This window comes from Paraburkholderia azotifigens (assembly GCF_007995085.1).
Classification (GTDB): Bacteria; Pseudomonadota; Gammaproteobacteria; order Burkholderiales; family Burkholderiaceae; genus Paraburkholderia; species Paraburkholderia azotifigens.
Window position 1 is genome coordinate 1,305,675 of sequence record NZ_VOQS01000001.1, and the last position, 16,082, is coordinate 1,321,756.

The window sequence follows — 16,082 nt, forward strand, 5'->3', positions numbered from 1 at the left end:
ACGCCGCGTCGGGCCGAGAGGAGGCAAGCATGTCCCCCCAAGACTTTCAGCGTCTGATTGCGGGCGTCACGGCAGTACTGGACGGACGGCCGCTCGACGCGTCACTCGGCGCGTGGCTCAACGCAACCTGGCCCGCCGGCAGCGCGACCTGCGACGCACTCGCCGAAGCATGCCGCACTGGCGTCTCCGAAGGCTGGCTGTGCAACCGCGAGCATGGCGGCATCCGTTTCGGCCGCATCATTAAGCCCACACCCGACACGCATGGTTTTTCCGTCGATGTCGTCGACATGCAGAACATCGCCGGTCCGCATCACGTGCACCCGCACGGCGAAATCGATCTGATCATGCCGCTCACCGACGGCGCGACCTTCGACGGACATCCCGCGGGCTGGTGCGTCTACGGTCCCGGCAGCGCGCACCGGCCGACGGTTGCGTTCGGTCAGGCGCTCGTGCTCTATCTGCTGCCGCAAGGCGCAATCGAATTCAAGCGCGACACTGCCGCTGCGTGAAGCAGCGGCACATCGTCTTCACATCCTGCACTCCCGTGCCCACGCACGCCGTCACCTCGCCGGAGGACACATGCAAGCCTTGCTGGAATCGCCGCCGGGCGAGCCCGCGCCAAAAGTCGAAGCGCCGCCCGCGCAGTTCAACTTCGCGTCGCATCTGTTCCGACTGAACGACGTCCGTGCCGGCAAGCCCGCCTATATCGACGATGCGGGCGTCACATCGTTTGCACAACTCGAAGACCGCGCGCGCCGTTTCGCTTCTGCGTTGCGCGCGCTCGGCGTGCATGCCGAAGAGCGCATCCTGCTCGTGATGCTCGACACGGCTGAATTGCCCGTCGCGTTTCTCGGCGCGCTGTATGCCGGCGTCGTGCCCGTGGTCGCAAACACGCTGCTGACGGCCGCCGACTATCTGTACATGCTTACGCACAGTCACGCGCGCGCCGTGATCGCTTCTGGCGCACTGCTGCCCGCTGTCGGGAAAGCGATGAGCGAATCGGAACACGACGGCTGCCTGCTGATCGTGTCGCAACCTGTCCAGCTCGATCCGCCGCCCGCCTATGTCGTGAGCCAGCTAATCGACGGCGCCGAGCCTATGCTGAAACCGAACGCATGTAGCGGAGACGACATTGCATTCTGGCTGTACTCATCCGGTTCAACGGGCAAGCCGAAGGGCACCGTGCATACGCATGCAAACCTGTACTGGACTGCAGAGCTTTATGCGAAGCCGATACTCGGCATCACTGAACGCGACGTCGTGTTCTCCGCAGCCAAGCTGTTCTTTGCCTACGGCCTCGGCAATGCACTAACGTTTCCGCTGTCGGTCGGTGCGACGGCTGTGCTGATGGCCGAGCGTCCGACGCCCGATGCGATCTTCAGGCGGCTCGTCGAGCATCGGCCGACGATCTTCTACGGTGTGCCGACGCTGTACGCGAACATGCTGGTGTCGCCGAATCTGCCGCCGCGCGAGCAGGTCGCCATGCGCGTGTGCACATCGGCGGGCGAAGCGCTGCCGCGCGAGATCGGCGAGCGGTTCACGGCGCATTTCGGTTGCGAGATTCTCGACGGCATTGGCTCGACCGAAATGCTGCACATCTTCCTGTCGAATCGTGCGGGTGAAGTCGAGTACGGAACGACGGGGCGCCCGGTGCCCGGATATGAAGTGGACTTGCGCGACGAGGCGGGTCACCCCGTGCCCGACGGTGAAGTCGGCGATCTGTTCATCAAGGGACCGAGCGCCGCGCTGATGTACTGGAGCAACCGCGAGAAGTCGCGCGCGACCTTTCTGGGCGAATGGATCCGCAGTGGCGACAAGTACTGCCGCCTGCCGAACGGCTGCTATCAATACGCGGGACGCAGCGACGATATGCTGAAAGTGAGCGGCCAGTACGTGTCGCCCGTCGAGGTGGAAATGGTCCTCGTGCAACATACTGCCGTACTGGAAGCCGCCGTCGTCGGCATCGACCATGGCGGCCTCGTGAAAACGCGTGCATTTGTCGTGCTGAAACAAACTGCCGATGCATGCGATGCACTCGTCGATGAACTGAAGTCGTTCGTCAAAGGCAAGCTCGCGCCGCACAAGTATCCACGCGATATCGTGTTCGTCGACGACCTGCCGAAGACGGCGACAGGTAAGATTCAACGCTTCAAATTGCGAGAGCAGCTCAACAGCTGAAGAACGGAATGGCCGAACCTGTGACGACGTTGCGCGACGCATCTCAAAGCGCGTTTGCCGCGCTGCCTGCGAACGCGCAACGCAGCGCGCTGGATATCGAGTATCGATGGCTCAATGCGCATCTCGCCGACGCGCCGCTCGCGGTGTTCCTGCACGAAGGGCTCGGTTCCGTCGCGATGTGGAAGGACTGGCCGCAGACCTTGTGCGAAAGACTCGCCATGCGAGGTCTTGTGTATTCGCGCCCGGGCTATGGACGCTCTACGCCGCGCCCGCGTGACGTCAAACTGCCTGTCGATTTCATGTCAGTGCAGGCGCGCGACGTTCTGCCCGCGCTGCTCGATGCACTCGATGTGAATGCAGCGGAAAGAAAACGCATGTGGGTAATCGGTCATAGTGATGGTGGATCGATCACGCTGCTTTATGCTGCCGCTTTTCCGGATGCACTGGCAGGCGCGGTTGTGATCGCGCCGCACGTTTTCGTCGAGGACATTTCCGTCGACAGTATCGCCGAAGCGAAGACGGCCTATGAACAGGCCGACCTGCGCAGCAAGCTCGCACGCCATCACGACGATGTCGACTCGGCATTCTATGGCTGGAACGATATCTGGCTGAGCAATGCGTTCCGGTCCTGGCAAATTATCGACGAACTCGACTGCATCCGTTGCCCGTTGCTTGCCGTGCAAGGCAATGACGATCACTACGGCACGATGGCGCAGATCGACACGATCGCGCAGCGCGCTGCGCAAACCCAGCTGACAAAGCTCGATCACTGCGGGCACTCGCCTCATCGCGATGCGCCGCATGTACTCAACGATGCGATCGCCGCGTTCGTCGGGAAGCACACCCGTTCTGCACTGAGCTGAGCATGGTGCATTGAAGTTCTCCACAGAATCCGTGACCAACCCTGTGGACAAGCTGCCGATAACGCACTCAAGTCATTGAAGCGTCACATGGAATGCGCACTGCATCGCATACAGTGCGCTTCATTCGGCGCTCCGTGACGCGTGGCGATGCATATTGATGCATGCTCGATGTGAGCATATTTACCTGCACTCTTCTGCACATCGTCGGATTCCTTTCTTCAGGTCACGCTTCACATTAGCTACACACACACTGGCTATCCTTTCGCGTCTTTCAAGCGTGACGCCGGAGGATGACGATGCCCGCTCTGCACAAAACTGCATGTCGGCCGCGACGCAACCGTTTGCGTTTAGCGTTCGCCGTCATCGTCATGTCATTGGCCGCGGCGGCATGCGGAGACGACGAGTCCGGCGAGGCCGCCTCGCAGAGACCAGCACAACAGCAGACGCAACAGACGCAGCCCCCACCCTCGCGACGACATTCAACGCCGTCCCGACGCAATCCGCGTCCACGGCCGACGCCACGCTTCAACCTTCGCAAGCTTCCTCGGCGCAGGCACACGCCGCCGCACCCAGCGGCGCCAGTGCAGCCGATTCCGTTGTTCTCGCACCACCCGTGATTCACACCGTCGATTGAGTTCGCCCCATCGGCTCCCGTGCCCCCGCATGGAAGTCTCACCTTACCGTTTGTTTCCTCACGATCGAAGCCAACATGACCTCAAAAAACCGCCGTGACTTCTTGCGCGCAGCCGCTCAGGCAGCAGGCTCCGCCACTGCATTGACCATGCTTCCCCTCGGCATCCGCAACGCGCTCGCCATTCCCGCGAACAACAAAACGGGCAGCATCCGTGACATCGAACACATCGTCGTGCTGATGCAGGAAAACCGCTCGTTCGACCACTACTTCGGCACGCTCAGGGGTGTACGCGGTTTCGGCGATACGCGCGCGATCAACCTGCCCAACGGCAAGTCGGTGTGGCATCAGCCGGGACTGGGCGGCGTCGGCGAAGTGCTGCCGTTCCGTCCGACGGGGCCGAATCTCGGCCTGCAATTCCTGCAGGATCTGCCGCACGACTGGCCGACGACGCACGGCGCCTGGAACGGCGGCCGCAACGACCAGTGGGTGCCGAAGAAAGGCTCCACGACGATGGCGTACCTCACGCGCGACGACATCCCGTTTCACTACCAGCTCGCCGACTCATTCACGATCTGCGATGCATACCACTGCTCGCTGATGGGTGCGACCGATCCGAACCGCTACTACATGTGGACGGGCTGGGTCGGCAACGATGGCTCGGGCGGCGGCCCGGTCGTCGATAACTCGGAAGCGGGCTACGGCTGGTCGACATATCCGGAAGTGCTGGAAGCCGCGGGCATTTCGTGGAAGATCTATCAGGACATCGGCACGGGTCTGGATGCGAACGGGTCGTGGGGCTGGACCGGCAATCCGTACATCGGCAACTACGGCGACAACTCGCTGCTCTACTTCAACCAGTATCGCAACGCGCAGCCGGGCAATCCGCTGTATGACAAAGCGCGCACGGGCACGAACGTATCGGCGGGCGACACCTACTTCGACATTCTGCGCAAGGACGTTCAGAACAACCAGTTGCCGCAGGTGTCGTGGATCGTCGCGCCGGAAGCGTATTCCGAGCACCCGAACTGGCCCGCGAACTACGGCGCGTGGTACGTCGATCAGGTCTTGCAGATTCTCACGTCGAACCCCGAGGTGTGGAGCAAGACGGCGCTCCTCATCAACTATGACGAGAACGACGGCTTCTTCGATCACGTGTCGCCGCCATTCGCGCCGTCATCGAGTGCGAATGGCCTGTCGACAGTCGACACGGCCAACGAAATCTATCCGGGCGGCAACAACGGTCAATATGCAGCGGGCCCGTATGGTCTCGGGCCGCGTGTGCCGATGCTCGTCGTGTCGCCGTGGTCGAAAGGCGGTTGGGTGTGCTCCGAGGTATTCGATCACACGTCGGTGATCCGTTTCATCGAAGCGCGTTTCGGCCACGGTCATAAGCTGTCGGAGCCGAACATCACGCCGTGGCGCCGTGCCGTGTGCGGCGACCTGACTTCGGCATTCAACTTCAAGAATCCGAACGATGCGTTCCCGACGCTGCCATCCACCGCGTCGTACAAGCCGCAGGATCAGAAGCGCCATCCGGACTATGTGCCCGTGCCGCCGCTGGTCGGTTCCGTGCCGAAACAGGAGTCGGGCGTGCGCCCTGCGCGCGCATTGCCGTATGAACTGTTCGTACGCGTCGATGACAACAGCATCGGCAAGCTCTCGATGCGTTTCGTCAATACGGGCGATGCCGGCGCGAATTTCCTCGTGTTCGAAGCGCTGAGCACCGATGCGCCACGTACGTACACGGTTGAAGCCGGCAAGCGTCTCGTCGATCAACTGCCCGTGAAGGCCGACGGTTCGTACGACTTCACGGTGCACGGACCGAACGGGTTCCTGCGTCGATTCGCCGGCAAGCAAATCGCGCAGCATTTCTGGAACAGCCGCGATCGCGCGAATCCGGAAGTCGCGGAAGGCTACGATGTGGCCAATGGCAATCTGCAACTGCGCCTGAAAAATGATGGCAACACGCGCTGCCAGTTCACGATCGTGAACGCCTACGACTCGGGCAAGCCTCTGACGCATTCGGTGCGCGGCGGCGATAGCGACACTGTCTATCTCGATCTGCGCCAGGCATATGGCTGGTACGACCTGACGATCACCGTCGATAGCGATGCGTCCTTCACGCGCCGTATCGCAGGTCACGTCGAGACGGGCAAGCCGAGCATGAGCGATCCGGCGCTGGGCGCGTAAGCGCCGCCTCGTTCGAGCACCAAACAAAAGCCCGTACCGTGAGCGACGGTACGGGCTTTTCTATGTCGACGCGCGACGCAAAGGCGATGCTTATCCGCGTTTCGGAATGTCCAATCCTCTGATTACGGCGGGGCGCGCCAGAAATGCGTCGAGCGCGCGCTTCACATGCGGGTAGTTGTCGAAGCCGACGAGATCGCCCGCCTCGTAAAAGCCCACCAGATTGCGCACCCACGGGAAGGTCGCGATATCGGCGATCGTATAGTCGTCGCCCATGATCCACTTGCGTGTGGCAAGCCGCTCGTTCAGCACGTTGAGCAGGCGCTTCGATTCGTTGATGTAGCGGTCGCGCGGACGCTTGTCCTCGTATTCCTTGCCGGCGAACTTATGGAAGAAGCCGACCTGGCCGAACATCGGACCAATGCCACCCATCTGGAACATCACCCATTGAATCGTCTCGTAGCGCGCGGACGCACGCTGCGGCATCAACTGTCCCGTCTTGTCGGCGAGGTAAATCAGGATCGCGCCCGACTCGAAAAGCGGCAACGGCTCGCCATCCGGCCCGTTCGGATCAATGATCGCGGGAATCTTGTTGTTCGGATTGAGCGATACGAACTCCGGCGAGAGCTGATCGTTCGAATCGAAGCGCACCAGATGCGGTTCGTACGCGAGACCCGTTTCTTCCAGCATGATCGACACCTTGACGCCGTTGGGTGTCGGCAGCGAGTAGAGCTGGATGCGTTCGGGATGCGTCGCAGGCCACTTCTTCGCGATCGGGAAAACGGATGGGTCAGGCATGAACGGTGTCCTTGTCAGTGGATGTCGGCAAACAGGGATCAATATAGACGGGTTAAGTGGACTTTGCTTGCGGCTGAACGGTCGAGCCCTTGGCGCCGGCAGCCGTCAATGCGAATGCCGATGATGGATATCGGGAAAGTGCGCATGCGTGTGCGTGATGCGCGCATGACGGTGCGGGTGCACATGCGGCTCCACGCCGTCCCACTCGAAATCGTGTGTGTGCTGATGATGTTCGTCATGCCGATGTCGATGATTGTGTTCGAGCGCGTCGTGCGTGTGTTCATGCACGTGGCGCTCGCGCAGGTGCAGCCAGACGCCGAGCGCCATCAGCAGCGTCGCGATCCAGAACGATAACGTCGGTTGTTGGGGCCACAGCGCAAATGAAATCGCGACGCCAAACAACGGGGCCACCGAAAAATACGCGCCCGTGCGCGCAGTTCCCAGGTGACGCAACGCGACGACGAACAGGACGAGGCTCACGCCATACCCTGCGAAACCGGCCAGCATCGACGCGCCGATGACCGCAGGCTCTGGCAGATGCGCTCCCAGACATAACGCGATCCCCGTATTCACCGTGCCTGCCACCAGGCCCTTGACGCAGGCGATGAACATCGCGTCGTTGTTCGACACCTTGCGCGTCAGATTATTGTCGATGGCCCAGCACGCGCACGCGCCGGCGACCAGCAGCGCGCCGATGCCCACGCCGCCTTCTCCAGGCTGCCATGAGAGCAACGCGCCGCCAACGACGATCGCCATCATTCCTAGAAACACCTGGGTATCGACGTTCTCGCGAAACACGAACCACGCGATCAACGCAGTGAACACGCCCTCGAGATTGAGCAGCAACGAGGCCGTGGCAGCGGGCGTCGCGCTGAGCCCGAACATGAGCAGCGCAGGCCCCGCGATACCGCCCGCGATGATTGCGCCAATCAGCCAGGGCAGTTCATTGCGCGGCATGGCGGATGCCCGGTGCTCATCCGCACGCGGCTTTTGTCGCCAGCGTCGGACGAGCATCGCGATGGCAAGCCCGCAGCCACTGCCGAGGTAGAAGAGGCCCGCGACCATGAACGGTGATATCGCGCCGAGCAGCGCTTTGGCGAACGGTGTCGTTGCGCCAAACAGCAGCGCTGCGAGAATGGCCGTAAAAGCCGCGCCATGCCGTGTGTTCATGATGTATCTCTGCTCTGCGATTTGCGTCAGCCCGCGCTGACCCGTTCGGCGGCCACGGTCTCGCCGGATTCGCTCGCGACGCGCGCGAGCACGGGTTCAAGCGCCCGGCCCGTGTGGCTCGCTGCGACACGCACCAGCCCTTCGGGATCCGTCGAGGCAACGATCGACCCGCCGCCCACACCGCCCTCCGGCCCGAGATCGACGATCCAGTCCGCTTCAGCGATCACGTCAAGGTCGTGCTCGATCACGACGACACTGTGCCCCGCATTCGCGAGCCGATGCAGCACGCGAATCAGCTTCGCAACGTCGGCCATATGCAGGCCGACGGTCGGCTCGTCGAGTACATACAGGGTATGCGGCGCCTTCTGACCGCGACGCGTGATGTCGTCGCGCACCTTGCTCAGCTCCGTCACCAGCTTGATGCGCTGTGCCTCCCCGCCCGACAGCGTCGGCGACGGCTGGCCGAGTGTCAGATAACCAAGGCCCACGTCCTTCATCAGTTGCAACGGATGCGCAATATTCGACATCGACGCGAAGAAGTCGACGGCTTCGTCGATCTCCATTGTCAGCACGTCGCCGATGTTCTTGCCGCGCCACGTCACGGCCAGCGTTTCCGGATTGAAGCGCTGACCGTGGCAGACATCGCACGGGACCTTCACATCGGGCAGGAAGCTCATACCGATGGTGCGCACGCCTTGCCCTTCACACGCGGGGCAACGGCCATCACCCGTGTTGAACGAAAAACGCGATGCCGTATAGCCGCGCGCCCTTGCTTCGAGCGTATCGGCAAAGAGACGTCGGATCGTGTCCCATACGCCGATATACGTAGCCGGACACGAGCGCGGTGTCTTGCCGATCGGCGTCTGGTCGACCTCGAGTACGCGGTCAATCGACTCGAATCCGCTGATCGATTCGCAGCCCTGCCATGCATGCGTGACATTCAGCGATGGCCGTGGCGCACTACGCGCGAGCACGCTCGAACGGCGGTTTGTCGCGGGTGCGTCGTCCGCTTGCGCGGCTTTGCGGGCGCGACGCACAGCCGGCGACGACAGGACGGACCGGCCCACTGCGTCCAGCAGATTCGCCATCAGCACGTCGCGCGCGAGCGTCGATTTGCCGGAGCCGCTCACGCCCGTCACGGCGACGAGTCGCCCAAGCGGAATGCCGACCGTCACGTCGCGCAGATTGTGCAAGGTCGCGCCGTGCACGGTCAGCCAGCTCTCCGGAACGGCCGGTGCGCGCTTCGTTGCGAGCGAAACGGGACGCCGCTCCTGCAATGGATGCAAGATCGGCTTCGCGAGAAATTGACCCGTCAGCGAATCGGACTGCGCCGACAGATCGCCGACACGCCCCTGTGCGACCAGCGTACCGCCGCGTTTGCCCGCTCCCGGACCGATATCGATGATGTGATCCGCGCGGCGGATCGTGTCTTCATCGTGCTCGACGACGACGAGGGTATTGCCCTTATCGCCGAGCTTGCGAAGCGCATTCAACAGGATCTGGTTGTCGCGCGGATGCAGACCGATGGTCGGCTCGTCGAGCACATAGCAGACGCCCTGCAGGTTGCTGCCGAGCTGAGCCGCGAGCCGAATACGTTGTGCTTCGCCGCCTGACAGGCTCGGCGCGGCACGGTCAAGGCTCAGATAGCCGAGACCCACTTCTTCGAGGAACTGCAAGCGGCTGCCGATTTCGCTCATTACGTCGCGCGCGATTTCCGCATCGCGCCCGATCAGTTCAAGCCCGTCGATCCAGCGCCGCGTGTCGGACACCGTCCATTGCGCGACGTCGACGATCGACGTTTCGTCGAACGTCACAGCGCGAGCGGACGGATTCAGGCGCGTGCCGTGGCAATCCGGACATGGTTCCTCGCCGACACCTTCCGGCTCCTGCTCGTCCGACGGCAAGGTCTGCTCGCGGCCACGGTTGTCTTCAACCAGCACGGTGTCGTCGTACGCGGCGCGCTGTTCACGCGTCAACGCGAGACCCGTACCGACGCAGGTCGTGCACCAGCCATGTTTGCTGTTGTACGAGAACATGCGCGGGTCGAGTTCCGCGTAACTGGTGCCGCACACGGGACAAGCCCGCTTCACCGACAGCACCTTCACTTCGCCCACATGTGCGGTCGGGCCGTTGCGCGTCATCGCGTGTTCGAGACCGTCGAGCGGCGCGAGCAGGTGCATCACGCCCTTGCCCACCTCGAGCGTTTCGTCGAGCAACCGACGCAGTTCCGCTTCCTTGTCCGCCGATACAACGATGTCGCCAACAGGCAATTCGATCGTATGCTCGCGGAAGCGGTCGAGCTTTGGCCACGGATCGACGGGCACGAATTCGCCATCGACACGCAGATGAGTATTGCCACGCGCTTTCGCCCACTTCGCGAGATCCGTGTAGACGCCCTTGCGATTCACGACCAGCGGCGCAAGCAAGCCGACATGCTGACCTTTGTGGTCGCGCATGAGCTGCGCGACGATCGACTCGACGCTTTGCGACGTGACAGGCGCGCCGTCATGGACGCAGTGCTGGATGCCGAGCTTCACATACAGCAGGCGCAGGAAGTGCCACACCTCCGACGTCGTTGCCACGGTACTTTTGCGTCCGCCCCGCGACAAACGCTGTTCGATCGCGACGGTGGGCGGAATGCCATACACGGCGTCGACTTCCGGGCGGCCCGCGGGCTGCACGATCGAGCGCGCATATGCGTTCAACGACTCGAGATACCGGCGTTGTCCTTCATGGAACAGGATGTCGAACGCGAGCGTCGATTTGCCCGAACCGGACACGCCCGTGATGACATTGAACTTGCCGTGCGGAATGTCGACGTCCAGCGCTTTCAGATTGTGCTCGCGCGCATTCACGATACGCACCACATCTTCGCCCTCTACCGCGCGCCGGGCACGTGCCGCGTTCAACGCGGTCTGCAGCGGCATGCCATGTGCCGCGGCTTCCGCCTTTTCGGCGGCTTCGGTTGGTTCGATCGCCTGCCCCATCGCACGGTCGTATTGCACGAGCGCTTCACCCGTGTGGGAGCCCGGGCATTGCTTGACGTCTTCCGGCGTGCCCGCGCACACCACCAGCCCGCCTGCGTCGCCGCCCTCGGGGCCAAGATCGATCAGCCAGTCAGCCGCGCGAATCACGTCGAGATTGTGTTCGATCACGATCAGCGAGTGACCGCCTGCGAGCAGCTTGCCGAACGCCTGCATGAGCTTCGCGATATCGTCGAAGTGGAGACCCGTGGTCGGCTCGTCGAACATGAACAGACGCGTCGGCGCCTGCTTCGCGCCACCGCGCGCGGTGCGCGCCTGTGCTGTCTCCGCGAGAAAGCCGGCGAGTTTCAGACGCTGCGCTTCGCCGCCCGACAGCGTCGGTACGGGTTGACCCAGCTTCACGTATTCGAGACCGACATCGACGATGGGTTGCAGCACGCGCAGCACTTCGCCGTCGCCAGCAAACAGACCGACGGCTTCGTGCACGGTCAATTCGAGCACGTCGGCAATGCTCAGTGCGCGCCCCTCGCGCTCGATCTTCACTTCGAGCACTTCAGGTCGGTAGCGGCTGCCGTCGCAATCCGGGCAACGCAGATAGACGTCGCTCAGGAACTGCATTTCGATATGTTCGAAGCCCGAGCCGCCACACGTCGGGCATCGGCCATCGCCCGAGTTGAAGCTGAATATGCCCGCGCCATAACCGCGCTGCAGCGCGAGCGGCGCCTTGGCAAAAAGTTTGCGGATTTCATCGAATGCACCGACGTAGCTCGCGGGGTTCGAGCGCGTGGTCTTACCGATCGGCGACTGGTCAACGAAGATTGCGTCGCTGATCTGTTCGACGCCCGTCAGGCTGCGGTGCGCACCCGGCGATTCCGTCGCCTTGCCGAGTTGCCGCGCCAGCGCGGGGTGCAACACGTCCTGAATCAGCGTCGATTTGCCGGAACCCGAGACGCCCGTCACGCAGACAAGACGTTGCAGCGGGATTTCCACCGTGACGTCGCGCAGATTGTGCTGGCGCGCGCCTTCGAGCGTGATGCGCGGCGTGCTTGGGTCGACGGGTCGACGCGCCCAGTGCGCCGCATCGGCAACGTGCTTGCGCCCACCGAGATACTCCCCGGTCAGCGTGCCCGCCGAGCGGATCGCGTCGGGCGTGCCGTCGTAGATGATCGTGCCGCCGCGCTCGCCCGGGCCCGGCCCCATGTCGATCAGTCGATCGGCGGCGAGCATCACGGACGGATCGTGTTCGACGACGACGAGTGTATTGCCCGCGTCGCGCAGACGCTGCATTGCCTCGACGATCCGGTTCAGATCGCGCGGATGCAGGCCGATGCTCGGCTCGTCGAGCACGAACAAGGTCTTGGTGAGCGACGTGCCAAGCGCGGTCGTCAGGTTGATACGCTGCACCTCGCCGCCCGATAGCGTGCGGCTCTGCCGGTCGAGCGTGAGATACCCGAGACCGACATCGCACAGATACTTGAGACGCGTGCGCACTTCGGCGAGCAGCAGCTTTAGCGCATCGTCCAGCAGCGCGCTAGGCAAGGTGATCTCGTCGAAAAAGCGCCGGATACGCTCGATAGGAAGCAGCATCAGGTCGTGCACCGTCAGGCCCGGCAAGGCTTCGAGTTGCGCACGGTTCCAGTCGACACCACGCGGCAGGAAGCGCCGCGCCGGCTCCAGCACAGCGTCTGCATTCTGCTTCGAACCCAGGCGCCACAGCAGCGATTCCGTCTTCAGACGCGCGCCGCCGCACGTCTCACAGGGCGTGTAGCTGCGGTACTTCGACAGCAACACACGGATATGCATCTTGTACGCTTTCGACTCCAGATAGCCGAAGAAGCGCTTCACGCCGTACCACTGCTTCTGCCATTCGCCGTCCCAGTCCGGCGAACCGTTGATGACCCAGTCGCGCTCGGCTTCCGTGAGTTCCGACCAGCGCGTGTCACGGCGGATATTCGCCTTCGCTGCATAGCGCATCAGGTCGTCCTGACACTCCTTCCACGCCGGCGTTTGCATCGGTTTGATCGCACCGCCGCGCAGCGTCTTGCGCTCGTCGGGAATCACGAGGCCCAGATCGACGCCGATCACGCGCCCGAAGCCCCGGCAAGTATCGCAGGCGCCGTAGGCTGAATTGAACGAGAACAACGCGGGCTGCGGATCGGCATAGCGCAAATCGCTGTCCGGGTTGTGCAGCCCTGTGGAGAAGCGCCAGATCTGCGGGTCGGCGTCTTCGCCTTCTTGCGCCTGTGCCAGCACGTAGACGTTGACGCGGCCACCGCCGCGCTTGAGCGATGCCTCGATCGCCTCCACCACGCGCGACTTCTCGACCTGATGCAGACGAAAGCGGTCGGCGACCACGTCGAGCACCTTGCGCATACCCGTAGCCGACGGAACTTCGCGCTGCGCCTGCACGCGGGTATAGCCGCTTGCAGAAAGCCATTGCTCGACTTCCGCTTCGCTCGTCGTCTCCGGCAACTCGACCGGGAACGTCAGCACGATGCGCGGATCGTCCGTGGCCGTGCGTGCGTCCAATTCGGCGTAAATGGTTTCGGGTGAGTCGTGCCGGACGGCCTGGGCCGTCTTGCGGTCGAACAGTTCAGCCGCTCGCGCATAGAGCAGCTTCAGATGGTCGTTCAGTTCCGTCATCGTGCCGACGGTCGAACGCGAACTGCGCACGGGATTGGTCTGGTCGATGGCGATGGCAGGCGGCACGCCGTCCACGCGATCGACTTGCGGCCGGTCCATCCGGTCCAGAAACTGCCGGGCGTACGCGCTGAAAGTTTCGACGTAGCGCCGCTGCCCTTCTGCATACAGCGTGTCGAACACGAGGCTCGACTTGCCCGAGCCCGACGGCCCGGTCACGACGGTCATTTCGCCCGTGTGAAGGTCGAGATCGACGTTCTTCAGGTTGTGCTGGCGTGCGCCACGAATGCGGATCGTACCGTTAGAAGACAATTTGCCTGTCCGTCTGAATGAGTTGGCCGGGGCATGAAGGCGAGCGGATCGCAGCCAACTGCCGATGCGGCGAAGTTCGTGCGGCGCGTGCGGGCTATTTCGACAAGGCCGTCGCGCCGGATAGGTGAATACTATACTGTATGTTTATACAGTTTTGCACGCCGGTTGCACGACGATGGCCGCGGCAAACGGCATAAGACAAATGACGAGTGTACGACGACGGCGGATTCGACTGGTTCAGCGGGAAATCGAGTCAAAGCTGCCGCAGGTCGTGTTCGCCGCAGGCGCTGACAAAGAAAAACCCGGTGGAGCACCGGGTTCGAATGGCCGTCCCCCACAGCCTTCGGGCGAAGGCTGATCGGCCGCTTGCCACATGCCATCTGTCACCTTGCGGCGGTCGGATGCGCATCGACGATGGTCTTGGTCTGGTTCGCCCCCCGGCGGACCACGAAGCGCCGGACGACTCCTCGCAGCGCTTCTTGCATCGTCCGAACGCCGAATGAATGTATGAGTGCAGCCTTAACGGAAACTTAAATCACGTCGATCCGCCCGATCGAATGCGGTGCGCCGCACGGAAAACTCTGGAAATGAGCTGCCGCGTTGCTGGCAGTCGGGTGGACGCTGCCTATCATTCTTGAGAACGCCGAGGTGGCGGCATCGCGTTGCGGATCATGTATGAAGGATTGGTGCGCGATGCAGGCTCCCGAGCGCCGCGATCCGCAGCGCCCGTCACGGTGACGGCTCGCCACTGGCCGACATCGCTGCGATCGAAGTGGAGGTGCGCAATGAAGTTCATTGTTCAGTGGAACGGCCTGCCGACGGCGCAGCCATCGGCTGTCGAGCGGTTCATGAAGACGGGCGGCGCGCTCCCGCCCGACGGAGTCAAGATGGTCGGACGCTGGCACTCGATCGGTGAGTTAAGCGGCTGCGCGATCATCGAGTCCGACAACACCGCGCCGATGGCTGCGTGGGTGCTGCAATGGGGCGATATCTTCGCGTTCAGGATTTCGCCGGCGCTGTCCGATGAAGAACTTGGGGCGGCGTTGGGTGCGCATCAGGCGGCGAAGTGAGGGGTGATGCGCGGGACTGAACGTTTGATTCGCTCGTCCGTGCATTTGTCCGTGCTCGCCGCAATTGCCTACAGCGAGTGATTGACGATTAGTCAGGATGACGACGCAGTTGCATGCTTACGCATGCACGACGCCAGAACCACCCGCGCAAAGAAAAAAGGACTTACGGCTATCACCGTAAGTCCTTTTTGTCCATCTGGTCGGGGCGAGAGGATTTGAACCTCCGACCACCTGCACCCCATGCAGGTACGCTACCAGGCTGCGCTACGCCCCGAAAGCATGAGAGTATAACAGACACTTCTCGCGAATAGAACTGCAACAATCAATCTCGACACAACAAATCATTCAATGCCCGAGCAGGTCGATCACCTGCAACAACTCCTTGCGCAACTGATCGACATCGACGGTTGCGGTAGTCGGCTGCACGACCGACCCTTCGACCACCTCGCCTTCGCCTTCCGCACCCTGCCCGGCGCCATGCGAGTCGAGCCGGTTGCGCGCGCCGTTGATCGTGAAACCCTGCTCGTACAGCAGCTCGCGAATCCGCCGGATCAGCAGCACTTCATGATGCTGATAGTACCGGCGATTGCCGCGCCGCTTCACCGGACGCAACTGCGTGAACTCCTGCTCCCAGTACCGCAGCACATGCGGCTTGACACCGCATAGCTCGCTGACCTCACCGATCGTGAAGTAGCGCTTCGCGGGAATCGGAGGCAAGACGACTTTTTCGATCGTCGCTGTCATCGTCAGTTAGCGGCCGGTAGACCGTCGTAGTGGTTGCGCGGGCGCGCGAATCGATCAGCGCGCGAAGCTCTCTTCAGCGCCGTTCTCGACCAGCGCCTTCAGCTTTTGACTTGCGTGGAACGTCACGACACGGCGCGCGGCGATCGGAATCGCCTCGCCCGTTTTCGGATTTCTGCCAGGACGCTGCGGCTTGTCGCGCAACTGGAAATTGCCGAAGCCGGACAGCTTGACGCTGTCGCCGCTCTCCAGCGCGTCGCGAATCACTTCGAAGAACGCTTCGACCATGTCCTTCGCTTCCCGCTTGTTGAGCCCGACATTGTCGAACAGCAGCTCGGCAAGCTCAGCCTTGGTGAGCGTCGGTGCTTCGGCCGACGCGCTGGAGGTCGAGGTAGGAATATCGCGGATCATGGCGCTACGCTGCGCCGAAAGAAGGGCTTCGAAATCACTCGAGTTCATTTCATTCATATCTGTCAAATGGCGCGTCAACCAGAACGGAACTTGC

10 protein-coding genes and 1 tRNA gene are annotated in these 16,082 nt (G+C 62.5%); 5 read left to right on the forward strand and 6 right to left on the reverse strand.

The genetic code is table 11. The annotated features are described in order from the left end of the window. Window positions 1–29 precede the first annotated feature (29 nt). The 4 genes from FRZ40_RS05770 to FRZ40_RS05790 all read left to right on the forward strand — a co-directional run bounded on the left by FRZ40_RS05770 (window position 30) and on the right by FRZ40_RS05790 (window position 5,865). The gene (locus FRZ40_RS05770; protein ID WP_147233604.1) at window positions 30–509 is read left to right on the forward strand and encodes a DUF4863 family protein; all 480 of its coding nucleotides are present in this window, start codon (window positions 30–32) and stop codon (window positions 507–509) included. Between the two features lie 70 nt (window positions 510–579). Next, on the forward strand, window positions 580–2,178 hold the full coding sequence (locus tag FRZ40_RS05775; protein WP_147233605.1) for a benzoate-CoA ligase family protein: 1,599 nt from the start codon (window positions 580–582) through the stop codon (window positions 2,176–2,178). Window positions 2,179–2,186: 8 nt separating this feature from the next. Then, entirely contained in the window at window positions 2,187–3,041 is an 855-nt protein-coding gene (locus FRZ40_RS05780) for an alpha/beta fold hydrolase (protein WP_147233606.1), read from the forward strand. Between the two features lie 709 nt (window positions 3,042–3,750). Next, window positions 3,751–5,865 carry a phosphocholine-specific phospholipase C gene (locus FRZ40_RS05790; protein ID WP_147233607.1) on the forward strand — a complete coding sequence of 705 codons (2,115 nt, stop codon included), beginning with the start codon at window positions 3,751–3,753 and terminating at the stop codon, window positions 5,863–5,865. Between the two features lie 90 nt (window positions 5,866–5,955). Here FRZ40_RS05790 and FRZ40_RS05795 read toward each other — a convergent pair whose 3' ends face one another. The 3 genes from FRZ40_RS05795 to uvrA form a co-directional block, all read right to left on the reverse strand. Then, entirely contained in the window at window positions 5,956–6,660 is a 705-nt protein-coding gene (locus FRZ40_RS05795) for a glutathione binding-like protein (protein WP_028368816.1), read from the reverse strand. Between the two features lie 105 nt (window positions 6,661–6,765). Then, window positions 6,766–7,830 (reverse strand): DMT family transporter, encoded by a 1,065-nt coding sequence (locus FRZ40_RS05800; RefSeq protein ID WP_028368817.1) that lies wholly within the window; start codon window positions 7,828–7,830, stop codon window positions 6,766–6,768. A gap of 26 nt (window positions 7,831–7,856) precedes the next feature. Continuing rightward, window positions 7,857–13,766, reverse strand: a complete 5,910-nt coding sequence (gene uvrA, locus FRZ40_RS05805; RefSeq protein ID WP_147233608.1) for an excinuclease ABC subunit UvrA — start codon at window positions 13,764–13,766, stop codon at window positions 7,857–7,859. 785 nt (window positions 13,767–14,551) lie between these two features. Here uvrA and FRZ40_RS05810 point away from each other — a divergent pair. After that, window positions 14,552–14,836 carry a DUF3303 domain-containing protein gene (locus tag FRZ40_RS05810; protein ID WP_028368819.1) on the forward strand — a complete coding sequence of 95 codons (285 nt, stop codon included), beginning with the start codon at window positions 14,552–14,554 and terminating at the stop codon, window positions 14,834–14,836. Between the two features lie 197 nt (window positions 14,837–15,033). Here FRZ40_RS05810 and FRZ40_RS05815 read toward each other — a convergent pair. The 3 genes from FRZ40_RS05815 to FRZ40_RS05825 form a co-directional block, all read right to left on the reverse strand. After that, window positions 15,034–15,110 (reverse strand) — tRNA-Pro (locus FRZ40_RS05815). 71 nt (window positions 15,111–15,181) lie between these two features. Beyond that, a complete protein-coding gene (locus FRZ40_RS05820; protein ID WP_028368820.1) occupies window positions 15,182–15,580 on the reverse strand; it encodes a MerR family transcriptional regulator in 399 nt (132 codons plus the stop codon). Window positions 15,581–15,634: 54 nt separating this feature from the next. Further along, entirely contained in the window at window positions 15,635–16,045 is a 411-nt protein-coding gene (locus tag FRZ40_RS05825) for an integration host factor subunit alpha (protein ID WP_028368821.1), read from the reverse strand. Between the last annotated feature and the right edge of the window lie 37 nt (window positions 16,046–16,082).